This window comes from Halorarius halobius (genome assembly GCF_024298865.1).
Lineage (GTDB): Archaea > Halobacteriota > Halobacteria > Halobacteriales > Haloarculaceae > Halorarius > Halorarius halobius.
The window spans coordinates 1795666-1809640 of sequence record NZ_CP101161.1 but is presented as its reverse complement, the minus strand read 5'-3'; the positions used below and the strand labels follow the sequence as shown (position 1 = coordinate 1809640).

General features: G+C 71.0%; 15 protein-coding genes. 6 read left to right on the top strand and 9 right to left on the bottom strand.

Annotation, left to right across the window (positions count from 1 at the left end):
- The 7 genes from NL112_RS09375 to NL112_RS09345 form a co-directional block, all read right to left on the bottom strand.
- Nucleotides 1-1539 carry an Hvo_1808 family surface protein gene (locus NL112_RS09375; RefSeq protein ID WP_255152498.1) on the bottom strand — a complete coding sequence of 513 codons (1539 nt, stop codon included), beginning with the start codon at nucleotides 1537-1539 and terminating at the stop codon, nucleotides 1-3.
- 84 nt (nucleotides 1540-1623) lie between these two features.
- Nucleotides 1624-2064, bottom strand: coding sequence for a hypothetical protein (locus NL112_RS09370; protein ID WP_255152496.1), 441 nt, complete (start codon nucleotides 2062-2064; stop codon nucleotides 1624-1626).
- Nucleotides 2065-2111: 47 nt separating this feature from the next.
- Entirely contained in the window at nucleotides 2112-3026 is a 915-nt protein-coding gene (locus NL112_RS09365) for a DUF4097 family beta strand repeat-containing protein (protein ID WP_255152495.1), read from the bottom strand.
- 22 nt (nucleotides 3027-3048) lie between these two features.
- Nucleotides 3049-3741 carry a sensor domain-containing protein gene (locus NL112_RS09360; protein ID WP_255152494.1) on the bottom strand — a complete coding sequence of 231 codons (693 nt, stop codon included), beginning with the start codon at nucleotides 3739-3741 and terminating at the stop codon, nucleotides 3049-3051.
- A gap of 88 nt (nucleotides 3742-3829) precedes the next feature.
- Complete coding sequence (locus NL112_RS09355) at nucleotides 3830-4099, bottom strand: DUF7521 family protein (protein WP_255152493.1); 270 nt, start codon at nucleotides 4097-4099, stop codon at nucleotides 3830-3832.
- Nucleotides 4096-4452, bottom strand: a complete 357-nt coding sequence (locus tag NL112_RS09350) for a hypothetical protein (protein ID WP_255152492.1) — start codon at nucleotides 4450-4452, stop codon at nucleotides 4096-4098. Before NL112_RS09350 ends, NL112_RS09355 begins: the two co-directional genes overlap by 4 nt.
- Nucleotides 4449-4808, bottom strand: coding sequence for a helix-turn-helix domain-containing protein (locus NL112_RS09345; RefSeq protein ID WP_255152491.1), 360 nt, complete (start codon nucleotides 4806-4808; stop codon nucleotides 4449-4451). Before NL112_RS09345 ends, NL112_RS09350 begins: the two co-directional genes overlap by 4 nt.
- 146 nt (nucleotides 4809-4954) lie before the next feature.
- Here NL112_RS09345 and NL112_RS09340 point away from each other — a divergent pair, with 146 nt between their 5' ends.
- On the top strand, nucleotides 4955-5734 hold the full coding sequence (locus tag NL112_RS09340; protein WP_255152490.1) for a sensor domain-containing protein: 780 nt from the start codon (nucleotides 4955-4957) through the stop codon (nucleotides 5732-5734).
- A 10-nt stretch (nucleotides 5735-5744) separates the two neighbouring features.
- On the opposite strand, the gene NL112_RS09335 is transcribed toward NL112_RS09340, so the two are convergent.
- Nucleotides 5745-8798 (bottom strand): hybrid sensor histidine kinase/response regulator, encoded by a 3054-nt coding sequence (locus NL112_RS09335; protein WP_255152489.1) that lies wholly within the window; start codon nucleotides 8796-8798, stop codon nucleotides 5745-5747.
- 171 nt (nucleotides 8799-8969) lie between these two features.
- On the opposite strand from NL112_RS09335, the gene NL112_RS09330 reads away from it, so the two are divergent.
- The 5 genes from NL112_RS09330 to dpsA all read left to right on the top strand — a co-directional run bounded on the left by NL112_RS09330 (nucleotide 8970) and on the right by dpsA (nucleotide 13667).
- Nucleotides 8970-9590: a YIP1 family protein gene (locus tag NL112_RS09330; protein WP_255152488.1), complete on the top strand. Its 621-nt coding sequence runs from the start codon at nucleotides 8970-8972 to the stop codon at nucleotides 9588-9590.
- Complete coding sequence (locus NL112_RS09325) at nucleotides 9591-11057, top strand: COG1361 family protein (RefSeq protein ID WP_255152486.1); 1467 nt, start codon at nucleotides 9591-9593, stop codon at nucleotides 11055-11057.
- Entirely contained in the window at nucleotides 11047-11739 is a 693-nt protein-coding gene (locus tag NL112_RS09320; RefSeq protein ID WP_255152481.1) for an ABC transporter ATP-binding protein, read from the top strand. The genes NL112_RS09325 and NL112_RS09320 overlap by 11 nt, the downstream gene beginning before the upstream one ends.
- Nucleotides 11736-12881, top strand: a complete 1146-nt coding sequence (locus NL112_RS09315; RefSeq protein ID WP_255152479.1) for an ABC transporter permease — start codon at nucleotides 11736-11738, stop codon at nucleotides 12879-12881. Before NL112_RS09320 ends, NL112_RS09315 begins: the two co-directional genes overlap by 4 nt.
- A gap of 240 nt (nucleotides 12882-13121) precedes the next feature.
- Nucleotides 13122-13667, top strand: coding sequence for a DNA starvation/stationary phase protection protein DpsA (gene dpsA / locus NL112_RS09310; RefSeq protein WP_255152477.1), 546 nt, complete (start codon nucleotides 13122-13124; stop codon nucleotides 13665-13667).
- A 4-nt stretch (nucleotides 13668-13671) separates the two neighbouring features.
- Here the strand turns inward: dpsA and NL112_RS09305 are convergent, their stop codons facing one another.
- Nucleotides 13672-13974 carry an amphi-Trp domain-containing protein gene (locus tag NL112_RS09305; protein WP_255152476.1) on the bottom strand — a complete coding sequence of 101 codons (303 nt, stop codon included), beginning with the start codon at nucleotides 13972-13974 and terminating at the stop codon, nucleotides 13672-13674.
- Nucleotide 13975 lies beyond the last annotated feature (1 nt).

Here is a 13975-nt window from a genome sequence, read left to right as displayed (position 1 = left end):
TCACGCCCGGCGGACGCGCCACGTCCCGACCGTTGCCGCGAGGACGACCCCGCCGGCGACCACACCGGGGAGCGTCGGCCCCGTGCCGTCGGTCGGTCGCGTCGCCGTTCCGGCGGCGGGCGACGCCGTCGGCGTCCCAGTGACCGTCACGCCCGCCGGGGCCGCAGGCGGGTGGACCGCCGCCAGCGCCCTGGTCGACGGCCCGTTGACGACGACCACGCGCCTGCCGTCACGGACGACCCGGAACGCGTCGGCGAACGGGCCGTCCGGCACGGTCCAGACGCCCGTCTCCGACCGGGTGGCGTTCAGCGAGCGGAGCACCCGCAGGTAGGCCGTCCGGAACTCGCGGGCGTCCCGCTCGGAGTCCCACGCGGTGGCCCAGACGTAGCCGCTCCGGTTCCCGTTCGCGTACGCGACGAAGCGGTCGCCACCCCACCCCGCGGAGACGGGGTGGCTGTAGTTCAGTCGCGCGTACGGCCCGTCCATCGCGGCAAGCGGGTTCCCGCCGAGGAACCGCCGCGCCTCGGGCGACCCGTAGACGCTCGCCGGGTCGACGACGCCGGCGCCGTGGGCGCGACTCGCGTACCAGAACGTCGCGTACACGCTGGCCTCGCCGAGACGGTCGGCACCGACGCGGCGCCAGCCACCCCGGGGCGTGGCCTCGACGCGGACCGCTACGGGCGCCTCGTCGGTGTCGTGAATCACCTGCTCGGTGGTCGACGGCGGCGCCCCGAACCGGTCGCGGACGGCCGCCGCACCCTCGCGGTCGGTGAGGCGAGCGACGTACGCCGGGCCGTAGCCGTAGCCGAACATCCCGGCCAGACGGAACGCGCGGCCGCGCGGCCCGACGGCCGACTCCGCCGACCCCGGGTGACGCTCGCAGACCCACTCGTCGCCGCACCGCCGCGCGTACTGCTGGGTGACGTAGTTGGCGTGTCCCTCGACGACGGCATCGCGGGCCTGCAACCCGTCCGTCGTCGGGCGGTCGAACGGGCTGATAGGTTCGGGCTGGACGGCGTGGACGAGTTCGTGGACGAGGACGCGGCCGTCGAGTCGGAACGTGTCGGGGTCTTCGGGGAGGACGACCACGCCGCCACGCTCCGGGCCGCCGTGGTACGCCAGCGGCGGGTCACAGCCCCGCAGGTCGGTCACGTCGCGACGCTGGCCGACGACGAACGCCGCCTCCCACCGCGCGTTCCGCATCGCCCGCACCGTCGCGTTGGGACCGTCGCCACAGAACGGGTAGCGACTCGCCGGCCGTATCGTCAGGTTCGTGTCGACGCGCACCTCCCTGTCGGTCAGAAACTCGATGCGGGCGAGCGACCGGGCGAGGAACGCCCGCCGCTCGGTCCGGTTCAGCCCGTCCGACTGGTCGAGCGGGATGGTCTCGTTGTGCCAGCGACCGTCTTCCCAGCCGACGGTGTCGTTCGCCGGGTCGGCCGGCACGGCCGCGGCACCGGCCGACGCGACCACGCCGAGCGTCCCGGCCGCCACGACGGCGACCAGAAGCAGCACGCGCCCCACATCTGCCGACGCCATGCACGGAGATGCAGACCGTGGACCGTATCGCTACCGGAGAGTGAGATGGCGATTGTTCCCTCCCGCCGGGCGGCGTCGACAGTGTCAGGAGAGCCGGCCGCTCCCGACGTACGCCAGCGTGAGCGCGCCGACGACGACGAGCGCGGCCGACGCCGTGTCGGGGACGGAGACGACGCGGTCGCCGAACTGTCCGGCGACGAGCACCGCCACCGCGACCGCCGTCGGCACCGGGTTGGCGAGCAACTGCTGGACGAACGCCCGGAGCGACCAGTAGACGTTCCGGAGGCCGCCCTCCAATTCGGCGCCCACCGGTCGGTTCCCGTCGGGGTCGTCGGCGGGCGCGAACCCGTCGAGGTCGGCGGCGTCGACGGTGACGAGGTCGCCGGTGTGGACGCGCCGGCCGGCCGCGTCCGCGACCCGCAACAGGGTGGCGCCACCCTCGTCGGTGCCGACGACGCGGTACACCCCGTCTGGGTAGTCGGCACCGTCCGGTTCGAGGTGGTCGGAGACGGCTGGCGTGGGCATGACTCGCCCGTGGTGGCGTGTCGGCAAAAAACGTCGTGTCCCGGGTGCTACAGCGATGTGACCGTCACGTCGCCGTCGCCGGAGTGGATTCGGAGGTCGTTCGTGCCGTCGCCGACGGTGCCGGTGACGCGGCTCTCGGCGGCCGCCTCAACGTCGTCGAGACCGCCGGCGACCGTCACCCGGCCGTCGTCGGTCGTCACCTCGACGGCGGCGTCGAGGGCGTCGCCGAGCGTGACCGTCACGTCGCCGTCGTCGGAGGCGACGACCGCCGAGCCGTCGACGGCCGGCACCGACGCGACCACCTCGCCGTCGTGCGACCGGACCTCGCGGACCGACCCGGGGTCGTGGACCACGACGTCGCCGTCGTCCGAGCGGGCCGTGACGGGGCCGGCCGTACCCTCGATGGCCACCTCGCCGTCGTCGGTGGTCGCGGTGATCGCGCCGGTGGCCCCGTAGACTGCCAGGTCGCCGTCGCCGCTCTCGACGGTCGGGTCGCCGCCGACCGACCGGAGCGCGACCGAGCCGTCGTCGGTGTGGACGCGGTCGACCGCCACCGACTCGGGCACCTCGAGTTCGAGGTCGATACTGTCGCCGCCGACGCCGACGACGGTCGGTTTCCGGGTGCCGACCCGGAGCGTGTCGCCGTCGACGTCGGCCCGGAGCCCGAACTCCGAGGGGTCGGTCTCGCCGCGGGCCCGCTTGTGGGCCCGGACGACGACGGCGTCGCCGTCGGTTCGCTCGACGCTCACGTCGTCGTCGGCCTCGGCGACGCGGAGGCGGGCGAGGTCGGCGGCGTCGAACCGGCGCTCGACGGTCGTCTCGGCGGATTCGATACGGACGAACGTGCCGGTACAGCCGGCGAGACCGGTGGCGCCGACCGCGGCGGCCGCCCCGAGCAGGCGGCGTCGCGAGAGCGTCCGGTCGTCGTCGGATGCGTCAGCGGGGTCAGGGGTAGGTGACATGGTGGGTGAGGGGACGACGGGCTCACGCGCCGTCGGGCGTGGTCTCGCTTTCGGTCGGGTCGTCGCCCAGCAGGACGGCGGTGGTGAACCCGCCGAGCTTCGCCAGCCCGTTGAGCAGGTGGAGCGACACCAGCGTCACCAGCACGCCGAGGCCGGTGGTCGCGAGCGCCGCACCGAGCGTCTCGATGGCGTACGGGCCGACCGAGTAGCTGATGCCCGCGGCGTCGTACAGGAACGGCGCCGCCAGCAACGTGCCGGCGACGGCGGTCGCCGAGACGAGCGCCGTGAACGCCACGACGCCGAACGCGAACTTCAGCGCGACGAGCAGCACGCCCGTCCAGGTCGTCGGCGCGGTCAGCAGGCGCTTCGTCGCCTCGATGAACCCGTCGACGCTCTCGAACGCGCCGTCGAGGTCGCCCAGCGCGGCCGGCGGCGTCGCGTCGACGCCGACGAGCCAGGTCGCGAGCCGCGCCTCGAAGCCGGCCGCCGCCGCCGCCGCGAGAACCGTCACCAGCAGCAGCGGGAGGCCGACCAGCGTGACCGTGAGACCGATGCCGGTCGACAGGCCGACCGAGAGCCCGACGAAGTAGACGAGCCCCAGCGGGAACGCCAGCGCGAGGTACGCGAGGTTGCGGTACGTCTGTGCACGGAGCGGCACGCCGAGGAACCCGCGGAGGGCGTCGACGGGACCGCTCGGGGAGTGGGTCGTCGTCACGACTACGGCTTGGAGGGCGATACCCGTATAAACCGACAGCCGACTGCCGAGCCGGCGACTGGCCCCAAGATTCAAGTAGGAGAACGAGTCAGCCGAACGACCGGTAGATGGCGACCAGCCCGAGCGTGTGCGACAGCGTCACCGCCAGAAGCGCCTGCGCGTCGGTTAGCCCTACCAGCGGCGCGGCGACGACGCTGACGAGATACGGGACGACCGCGATGAGCAGGACGCCGACCGCGAGCGCCCGCATCGTCTCGCTGTCGTTGCGGCGGTAGCCCCGGTAGGCGAGATAGGTGACGTACGCGCCCACCAGCGCCGTGAGCGCGGCCGCGGCCGTGGTGACGGTCTCGAGCGTCACGAGCGATGCACCACCGAGAGGATGACGAGCAGGCCACACAGTTTGCTGGCGGTCACGGCGAGCGTCCGCTCGGCCGCGGAGACGGCCGCGGCGTTGCCGAGCGCGAGCCGGAGGAACATCGGGGCGGGCGCGAGCAGTAACATCCCCACCGTGAGCAACAGCAGGGGCCGCTGGCGCGTCCGCAGGTAGCCGCGGGCGTAGCGGTAGGTGACGACCACCGACAGCACGACCGCGGCGAGGAACACGGCGATGGCCGCAAGCGCCGTCGGCGCGGCGCCGCCGACCACGTCCACCTGCGCGGTCCCGCCGCTGGCGGCCGCGGCGAGCGCCGTGGCGGTGGCTCGGGGTATCATCCGGAGAGCTCCTCGTACAGTCGCGTGAAGCGGTCGGCGGCGTTCTCGTCGGCCCGGTCCACCTCGACGACGAACCCGTCGTCGGTGAGTTCGACCGTCACCCGCTCGAGCCGGGCGGCGTACACCTCGTGGTGGTGGCCGCCGGGGTCGAGCCGCTGGACCCCCTCCAGCAGGTCGCGCTCGCGGAGCCGCTCGACACGGCGGTAGATGGTCGACTCGGAGGCGCCGCAGGCGTCGCTCAGCGCCTCCGCCGACCGGGCGTCCTCGTACGTCTCCACGAGGATGCGGCGGGCGTAGTCGTCGTCGAGGAGCGCGTATATCTCCTCCTCGTCGTCGCGCCGCTCGCCCGAACTCATCGACGGCGCTTCGCCCCGCCCTCTGAAAAATGGTTGCGGTCACCGACCGCCCGATTGCCGACGGATTCCCCGTCACGCGCCGCTCGCGGTGGCCGCTCACTACCGGAGATTTATACTTCAGAGGACGTGTGATACGGACGACACGGATGTCCGAGGTCCTCGCCCGTCTCCGCTCGTCGGTGCCGCGCCCCTCCCTGCGGAGCGTCGCCACGGCGCCGGTGCGCCCGCGGACGTACGGCAACCTCGCGTATCTCGCGCTGTCGTTCCCGCTGGGCATCGCCTACTTCGTGGTCGTCGTCGTGGGGCTGTCGCTGAGCGTCGGGCTGGCGATACTGCTGGTGGGCGTCGCGCTGTTCGTCGGCCTGCTGGCGACGACGGTCGGGCTCGTGACCGTCGAGCGGCGGCTCACCGGGGCACTGGTCGGGGTCGACATCGAGGCGCCCGACTGGAAGTTCCGCGACGGCGACGACCTCCGCGAGCAGGTGACCGGGCTCCTGCTCGACCCGGCGGTCTGGCTCGGGCTGGTGTATCTCGCCACCAAACTGGCGGTCGGCATCGCGGCGTTCACGCTCCTGATGGTGCTTCTGGTCCCCGCCGTCGTGCTCGTTGCGACGCCGCTGTTCTACGACCAGCCCGGCGTGACCGTCGGGCTGTTCCTGCCGACCGACGTGAGCCGCGAGCTGTCGCTGTACGTCCCCTGGAACGAACTGCTCGTCGGCGTCTCCTTTGTGGTGCGGCTCACCTCATGGCAGGTGACGACGCTGGCCGACGCCGTGGCGATGTCGGCGCTGGGCGTGGTCGCGCTCGTCGTCGCGCTCAACCTCCTGAACGGCGCCGCGTGGCTCTGTGGCCAGTGGGCGCGACTGCTCGTCGGCGGCACGCTCACCCGGCGCGTCGACGGCACGCTCGCTCGATACGTCGGCTGACCACGGCCGCCTACTGGCCGACGCGTTCGACGCCAGTTATCTCGAAGCGGGCGCCTCCGTCCGGCCCGTCGGTCACGCGGACCGACCAGCCGTGTGCCTCCGCGACCTGCCGGACGATGCTCAGCCCGAACCCGGTCCCCTCGGGCTGGGTCGAGTAGCCGGCCTCGAACACCTGGTCGCGCTCGTTGGGCGGGATGCCGGGGCCGTCGTCGGCGACGTAGAACCCGTCCTCGCAGTCGCCGACCGTCACGGTCACGTCGTCGCCGCCGTGTTCGACGCTGTTGCGGACGAGGTTCTCGAACAGCTGTTTCAGCCGGCTCCCGTCGCCGCGAATCGTCGCGTCGGTGTCGACGACGAGCGTGGCGTCGCCGGTCGCGACGTTCTCCCAGCAGGACTGCGCGAACGTCGCCACGTCGATCTCGGTGACCTCGGTGATCGTCCCGCCCTCCCGTGCCAGCGTCAGCAGGTCCTCGACGAGCGCCTCCATCCGGTCGTGGGCTCGCCCGACCGCGTCCAGATGCTCTGAGTCGCACTCCTCGCGGGCCAGCTCCAGCCGCCCGGAGGCGACGTTCAGCGGGTTGCGGAGGTCGTGGGAGACGACGCTCGTGAACTCCGCCAGCCGGTCGTTCTGCCGGGTCAACTCGCGTTCCCGCTCCCGGAGCTGTTCGGTCCGCTCGAGTTGGTCGAACGCCACCTCGATGTTGCCGGCCAGCAGTTCCCCGAGGAGTCGGTCCTGCTCGTCGAACGCGGCGGCCGTCGGCGAGCCGGCGATGAGGATGCCGTGGTCGCCGATGGGGACCTGCAGTTCGCTCTGAATCGCCGACGCCGGGTTGTAGACGTCGTCGTCCGCGTGGACGTCGTCGAGCGCGACCGCCTCCCCCCGCTGGTACGTCCGCCACGCGATGCTGTCGCCGGCCGTGAACGTCGGCGGCTCGCCGACGAGCTCGCGGACGAGCTCCGTCGAGGCGACCGGGACGAGCGCCGCCCGGTCGTCGTCGTAGCGGTGGATGGCGTTCGCCTCCAGTCCGAGCATCTCCGCGGCCACGGTGACCCCGATGTCGGCGACCTCGGCGTGCGTCTCGGCGGCAAGCAGGTCGCCGGTCGCGCGGTGGAGCGACTCCAGCCGGTGCGTCAGCCCCTCGAGCGCCTGTTCCCGCTCCGTCCGCTCGGTGACGTCGCGGTACACCCAGAGGTGGCCGTCGCCGTCCTCGAGGTCGAGCGGCCGGTAGCTCCGCTGGAACGTCCGGCCGTCTCCACGGGACAGCGTCTCGTCGTCGACCGGGTCGCCAGCCCCGATGATGGCGTCGATGCGGTCGACGAACGCCGCCGGGTCGTCGAACTGGTCGCTGACCTCGTCGGCCAGCCGCTCGCAGTCGTCGCCGACGGCCGCCTCCGGCGAGCCGTCGAGGTCGAGCAGGTCGAACAGGTGCCGGTTGACGACCATCACCTCGCGGGCGTCGTCCTCCGCGAGCACGCCGACCGGAAGCGTCTCGACGAGCGTCGACAGCACCGTGTTCACCTCCTCGAGTTGCTGTTCGCGTCGCTTGTGGGCCGTGATGTCGGTGACGAACCCCTCGAGGACGCGGCTGTCACCGGCCGTCACGTCCACCGCCCGGCCGCGCTCCCAGACCCACCGCACGGCGCCGTCCGCAGTGCGGATGCGGTAGGTGACCTCGAAGCTCTCGCCGGCGTCGAGCGCGTCCTGCACGCTGTTCCACACCGCCTCGCGGTCGTCCGGGTGGATGATGTCCTCCCCCCACATGACACTGCCGTCCTCGATTTCCTCGGGGGTGTAGCCGGTGAGCGACTCGCACTCGCCGCGGACGAACTCCATCGGCCACGCGCGGTCGTTCCGGCATCGGTAGGTGACGCCGGGGAGGTTGCTGACGAGCGTCTCCAAGCGGCGCATCTGTTCGGTGCGCTCGGTGACGTCGGAGGCGATACCGACGACCCGGACGGTCTCGCCGGCGTCGTTCTCGACGGGGACGGCCCGGTCGCGTACCCACCGGACCTCGCCGTCCGGGCGGACGATGCGGTACGTCTCGTCGTACTCGCCCGACGTGCGGGTGTCGAGTGCGGCCTCGATTCGGTCGCGGTCGGCCGGATGCACCGTCTCGAGGAAGCGCGTCGACCCCTCGTACAGCGTCTCGGGCGGACGGCCCCATATCTCCTCGAACGCGGGGTTGACGTAGGACGGCCCCTCGGCGTCGAGGTCCGACATCCAGACCACCTCGTCGATATGCTCGGCCAACTGTCGAAACTGCGCTTCGCGCTGGCGCAGTTCCGTCGCTAGCTGGGTTCGCTCGGAGATGTCACGCATGATGCCGATGAACCGCCGCTGGCCGTCCTGCTCGAACTCGCCGAACGACACCGACAGCGGAAGCTCGGTGCCGTCGGCACGTTGCCCGACGAACTCGGCGTCCGACCAGTCCATCGTCCGTTCGCCGGTGTCCAGATACCGGGCGACCGCATCGAGATGTGCCTCGCGCTCGCGGGGCGGCATCAGTCGCGTCAGCCGCTGACCACGAATATCGGCCGGGTCGTGGCCGAACAGCTCCTTGACGGCGGCGTTGGCAAACCGGATGCGGCTGTCGGCGTCGACGGTGACGATGGCGTCCGCCGAGTGGTCGAGGATGGCCTCCAGTTGCCCGCGAGTCCGTTCGCTCTCGCGTTCGAGACGGTAGCGCTCGACTGCGTTCGTGATGCGGTTGGCGAGGAGGGCGTACTGCTCGGTGCCGCCGCGTTTCTGGAGGTAGTCGGTGACCCCCGCCGAGATGGCCCGCTCCGCGACGTCCTCGCTCCCTTTCCCGGTGAACAGGATGAACGGCAGGTCCGGATGGGTCTCCCGGACGGTCTCCAGCAGTTCGATACCGGTCTGTCCGGGCATGTCGTGGTCGGCGACGAGACAGTCGAACCCTCCCTCGCGGAAGCGTTCGAGCCCCTCGCTGGCGCTGGTCGCCGCCTCGACGCTGAGCCGGTCGTCCTCGCGCTCGGTGTGGACCGCGGCCATCTCCGCGAACCCCGGCTCGTCGTCGATATGCAGTACCCGAATCCCCCCAGCCATACACTCGTATCCGTGGCCAGCAGTAAAAATCCCGCCCGTGAGCTACCTCGCCGGTTCGACGCCGCCGCGATACCCCCGGAGGGCCGGCGACCGGCCGTCGGCGTGGAGCGCCCGGCGGCGACGGCCGTCTCGTGTATGTAAATTGAAGTAAGGTGGGGCGCAAAGGCAGGTATGTTAGACGTTCTGTTCAATCCCGACGAGTTCTTCGAGCGACGCTCGTCGGAGCCAGGGTTGGTCCCCCCGGTCGGCATCATGCTGGTCATCGGCCTCGTGGGTGCCGTCGGCGCCGTCCCGTCCATCCAGGCGACGTTTGCGGCGCTCCCGGAGGAAGCGCAGGCGTTCAGCGTCGTCGGCTACGTCGCCGCCGCCGTCGGCGCGTTCGTCGGCCCGTTCGTGCGGTGGCTCCTGTTCGCGGGCGCGTTCTACGTGATTTCGGCGGTGCTGTACGACCCCGAGGGCTCGTTCCGCGACCTGTTCGCGCTGGTCGGTTGGGGGTTCATCCCGGCCATCTTCGGGGCAGTCGTCTCCGCAGTGGTCGCGTTCGTCGTGTTCTCGGGCGTGACGTTCCCGAGCGACCCCCAGCAGATTCAGGCGTTCGTCCGGGAACTCCAGAACCGGCCGGAGTTCCTGGTCGCCGCGCTTTTGGGCGTCGTGTTCCTGCTGTGGTCGGCGTTGCTGTGGACGTTCGCCGTCAGGCACGCCCGCGGACTCGAGGTCCGGGAGGCCGCCATCACCGTCGCCGTGCCCGTGGTGGTCGCCGCCCTCTGGCGGCTCAACGGGGTGGTGCTGTAGATGCGCCGGGCCACGTTGCTCGCCGGCCTGCTCGTCGTCTCGACGCTGAGCGTCGCCGGCGTCGGTGCCCAGAGCGCCCAGGTCGCGGTGCAGGGCGTCGAGGTCACCCCCGAGCCGGCCGTCGTCGGCGAGACCATCACGATAGCACCGACCATCGTGACCCAGCAGTCGAGCCCCTCCTCGTACGAGGTGCGGTCGGTCCGCATCGAGGGGCTCTCCGAGGAGGAGGCGCGGGGTCGACGGGGCGTCAGTGACCTCGGCACCCTCACCCCGGGGTCGAGCATCCGGGTACCGTTCGACCTCACGTTCAAGCAGTCGGGCACCAGACGGTTCCGCATCGAGGTGTACGGCGAGGACGACAGCGGCGACGTCGTCCGGCTGGAGTATCCGGTGACGGTCCAGGTGCGCGACGACCATCCCGCGGTGTCGGTCGGCACCGACGGGACGCTCACGGCGGGCCTGCCCGAGCGGGTGAACGTCACCGTCTCGAACGGGTTCGAGCGGGAGATACGGAGCATCGACGTCGACGTGTCGAGCGACGCGATGCGCGTCCGGCCGATTTCGGACGGCACACCCCGCATCGAGGCCGGCACCAGCGAGCAGTTCAGGTTCGACGTCCGGGGGAGCCAGGCCGGTCAGTTCGGCTACCAGGTGACCGTCACCTACCGCACGACGACCGGGCTCGAACGGACGGTCACCTCGGGCGGCGCACTCCGGTTCGAGCCGCTCGAGCAGGACGTCTCCCTGGACGCTGACGTGCCCGAAGACGGCCGGCTCACGGTGCCGGTGACCGTCGGCAACTTCGGGAACGCACCCCTGGAGAACGTCGTCGTCCGCGGGACGGCGACCAACGGGACGGTGCCGCCCGTCGCCGTCGGCACCGTCCCCGCGGGGACGACCCGCCGGGTCGCGGTGAACGTCACGGGCGTCGAGAGCCGCGCGGACGTGTCGCTGACCGCCAGTTACGACATCGGCGACCGGGAGGGGACCGCCACCGCCCGCTCCGCGGTGGTCGCGCCGCCGGCCGTCCCCGGGGAGATAGAGCTCACGGGGCTGACCGTCGAACGCGAGGCCGGAAAGCTCCACATCACGGGCACCGCGAGCAACGTCGGGCTCGAACGGGTCGACAGCGTCGTCGTCCGCGTCCGCGACACCGACGCGGTGCAGGGGGCGCCGCCGAACCGCGAGTACTTCGTCGGGAGCGTCCCCTCCAGCGACTTCGTCTCGTTCGACCTGTACGCGACGGCCGAGGGCAACGTCTCGGAGATTCCGCTGTCGGTGACGTATCTCGCCGACGGGAAGCGACAGACGCGGGCGGCGAGCGTCCCCTACGAGCCGACATCACGGAGCGTCGACGCCGAGTCGGGCGGTGGCGGGACGCCGCTGGTCGTCTACGTCGTCGGCGCCGCCGTCGCGCTGCTGGTGGTCGCGCTCATCGTCGTGGGGTGGCGCAACCGTGACGACTAGCGGCCTCGAGACGACGGGCGAGGCCGTCGTCGAGGCCCGCGACCTCGTCAAGCGATACGAGAGCGGCGAGGGGTATCTGGAGGCGCTGAAGGGCGTCGACGTCGCCATCGAGCCCGGCGAGTTCGTCGCCATCATGGGCCCCTCCGGGAGCGGGAAGTCGACGCTTCTCAACGTCCTGGGCCTGCTCGACGAGCCGACCGAGGGGTCCATCACGCTCGACGGCGAGGACGCGACGGCGCTGTCGGACCGCAAGAAGACGACCGCACGCAAACGCACCATCGGGTTCGTGTTCCAGAACTTCTACCTGATACCGACGCTGACGGCGCTGGAGAACGTCGAGGTGCCGGCGCTTCTGGACCGCGACCCCGAGACGCGCGAGCGGGCGACCGACCTGCTCGAGCGGGTGGGGCTCGGCGACCGCCTCGAACACCGGCCCTCGGAGCTGTCCGGCGGGCAGAAACAGCGGGTCGCCATCGCGCGGTCGCTCGTCAACGGGCCGCGGCTCCTGTTGGCCGACGAGCCGACCGGCAACCTCGACCGGGCGACCGGCCGGCAGGTGCTCGAGGAGTTCGAGCGCATCACCGAGGAGGGGGTCGCGGTCGTCGCCGTCACGCACGACCCCCAGGTGCCCGAGTACACCGACCGCACCATCGAGATAGTCGACGGCGTGCTCCAGCGATGAGTCTCGTCGACGCGCTGTACCGGCGGTATCCGACGCTGTTGATGGCGCGGCGCAACCTCTCGCGGACGACCGCACGGACCGCACTGGCGATGCTGGGCATCGTCATCGGCGTCGTCGCCATCGCCTCGCTGGGCGTGTTCGGCTCCGTCCTCCAGACGGCCGCGGTCGGCTCGCTGGGCGACATCGGCAACCAGCTCATCGTCTCGCCGAACGCCGAGGAGGGCGTCCGCACGCTGACCGAGCGCGACGTCCGCGCCATCGAGCGGGCGGCCGGTGACGCGGCGGTCGTGCCGCTGAAACAGACGCAGGCGACCGTCGTCTACGGCGGCCAGACGACGTTCGCCACCGCCTACGGCATCGCCAACCCGGGTGACGCGTACGCCGCCAGCGAGGGCCGCATCCCCGACCCGTTGCGAAACGGCGCGCTCGTCGGCTCGGGGCTCGCCGAGTCGCTCGGCGTCAGCGCGGGCAACAGCATCACCGTCGACAACCGGACCTACCGGGTGCGGGCGGTGCTGGAGTCACAGAGCGGCTTCTCGCCGGTGAGCGTCAGCAACGCCGTCGTCGTGCCGCCCAGCGCCATCAACCGGTCGGGCTACCAGCAGGTCGTCGTCCAGGCCGAGACCGGCGAGAGCGCCAACGCCACCGCCCAGGCTATCCGCGAGGACCTCAACGACCGCACCGAGCGGGTCAGCGTGTTCGAGTTCTCGCAGATAACCGAGCAAATAGGCTCCTTTTTCGACACGCTCTCGCTGTTCCTCATCGGTATCGGCTCCATCTCGCTTCTGGTCGCCGGCGTCAGCATCCTCAACGTGATGCTGATGTCCACCATCGAGCGCCGGGGCGAAATCGGCGTCCTCCGGGCGGTCGGCTACCAGCGGCGCGACGTGTTGAAGATACTGCTGACGGAGGCGATGCTGCTGGGAGTGGTGGGCGGCGTCGTCGGCGTCGCCGTCAGCGTCGGCGCCGGCGCGGTCATCGCGCAGTTCGCGCTCGGCGACCCGCTCCAGGCGCTCCAGCCCGGCAACGTCGTCTACTACGCCGCGGCGCTTCTGTTCGGCGTGCTGACGAGCGTCCTCTCGGGGCTGTACCCCGCCTGGAAGGCCGCCCGCGAGCGACCGGTCGAGGCGCTTCGCGGGTGAGCTGTCGCGGCCGCCCTGGACCACGACCACCCCGGGGGACCGTGGCGCCGCCCGACCCGGCATCGGGGCGAGACCGCTACCTATCAGCAGGCCACGGATAATAGCAGATATATTACCAGTTCTTCGCGGGAGTGCACCGAACACCGTTCTCCACGACGTTCTGGTGATTTTTAGGCAGTGCGAAAAATTGTCTGAGTATTGAAAAGTTATAAGGCAGTAGCGGGCCTATCCGGAGGTGAGATGAGCACCCAGAAGACGGTCAGACAGGAGGCAGGAACGGTCGGCGAGAACCCGGTCCGGCTCGACGAGGAGAAGGCCGAACAGATAATCGAGGCGCTGAACACCGACCTCGCGGACGCGTACGTCCTCTACCACCAGCTCCACAAGCACCACTGGAACGTCGAGGGGGCCGAACACCTCGACATCCACGTGTTCCTCCAGGAGGCGTACGAGGAGATCGAGGCGGCGGCCGACGAGCTCGCCGAGCGGGCCCAGGCGCTCGGCGGCGTCCCCCACGCCAGCATGTCCGCGCTCACGGAGGCGGCGACGGTCGAGCCCGAGGACGAGGACGTGTACGACATCCGGACCTCGCTGGCGAACGACCTGGAGATGTACGGTGACATCATCGAGAGCTACCGCGAGCACGTCGAGCTCGCGGAGGGGCTCGGCGACTACACCACCGCGGAGATGCTCCGCGAGCAACTCGAGGACGTCGAGGAACACGCCCACGTCATCGACCACTACCTCGAAGGCGACACGCTCGTCACCGAATCGGCACTGAACTGAGCGGCTACTCGATGTCGGGCGCGGTGTCGTCGGTGCGCCCCGGCAGTTCCAGTTCGATCTCCAGTGCCGGGTCCCCCACGCCGTCGAAGTCGATCTCGAGGTGCGCCGGCGAGCCGAATGCGAACGGCAGTTCCCACTCGTCGGTCACGATGGTCAGCTCGTCGTCGTCGCGCAACTGCTCGCCCAGCGCGACGAGGAACTCGCCGGCCTCGCTCGCGTCGACGCGGAACTCCCGCTCGAAGTCGCGGCCCGTCCTGATGGTCGTCCGGTCCGATTCGGGGTCGTCCCCGGCGTCGGCGTCGGCCATG

What these genes read in the sequence shown, in the direction of transcription:
- NL112_RS09325 (WP_255152486.1), top strand. Translation starts at nt 9,591, where the DNA reads ATGCGCCGGGCCACGTTGCTCGCCGGCCTGCTCGTCGTCTCGACGCTG.
- dpsA (WP_255152477.1), top strand. Translation starts at nt 13,122, where the DNA reads ATGAGCACCCAGAAGACGGTCAGACAGGAGGCAGGAACGGTCGGCGAG.
- NL112_RS09305 (WP_255152476.1), bottom strand. Translation starts at nt 13,974, where the DNA reads ATGGCCGACGCCGACGCCGGGGACGACCCCGAATCGGACCGGACGACC.
- NL112_RS09315 (WP_255152479.1), top strand. Translation starts at nt 11,736, where the DNA reads ATGAGTCTCGTCGACGCGCTGTACCGGCGGTATCCGACGCTGTTGATG.
- NL112_RS09330 (WP_255152488.1), top strand. Translation starts at nt 8,970, where the DNA reads ATGTTAGACGTTCTGTTCAATCCCGACGAGTTCTTCGAGCGACGCTCG.
- NL112_RS09335 (WP_255152489.1), bottom strand. Translation starts at nt 8,798, where the DNA reads ATGGCTGGGGGGATTCGGGTACTGCATATCGACGACGAGCCGGGGTTC.
- NL112_RS09365 (WP_255152495.1), bottom strand. Translation starts at nt 3,026, where the DNA reads ATGTCACCTACCCCTGACCCCGCTGACGCATCCGACGACGACCGGACG.
- NL112_RS09370 (WP_255152496.1), bottom strand. Translation starts at nt 2,064, where the DNA reads ATGCCCACGCCAGCCGTCTCCGACCACCTCGAACCGGACGGTGCCGAC.
- NL112_RS09340 (WP_255152490.1), top strand. Translation starts at nt 4,955, where the DNA reads ATGTCCGAGGTCCTCGCCCGTCTCCGCTCGTCGGTGCCGCGCCCCTCC.
- NL112_RS09345 (WP_255152491.1), bottom strand. Translation starts at nt 4,808, where the DNA reads ATGAGTTCGGGCGAGCGGCGCGACGACGAGGAGGAGATATACGCGCTC.
- NL112_RS09350 (WP_255152492.1), bottom strand. Translation starts at nt 4,452, where the DNA reads ATGATACCCCGAGCCACCGCCACGGCGCTCGCCGCGGCCGCCAGCGGC.
- NL112_RS09375 (WP_255152498.1), bottom strand. Translation starts at nt 1,539, where the DNA reads ATGGCGTCGGCAGATGTGGGGCGCGTGCTGCTTCTGGTCGCCGTCGTG.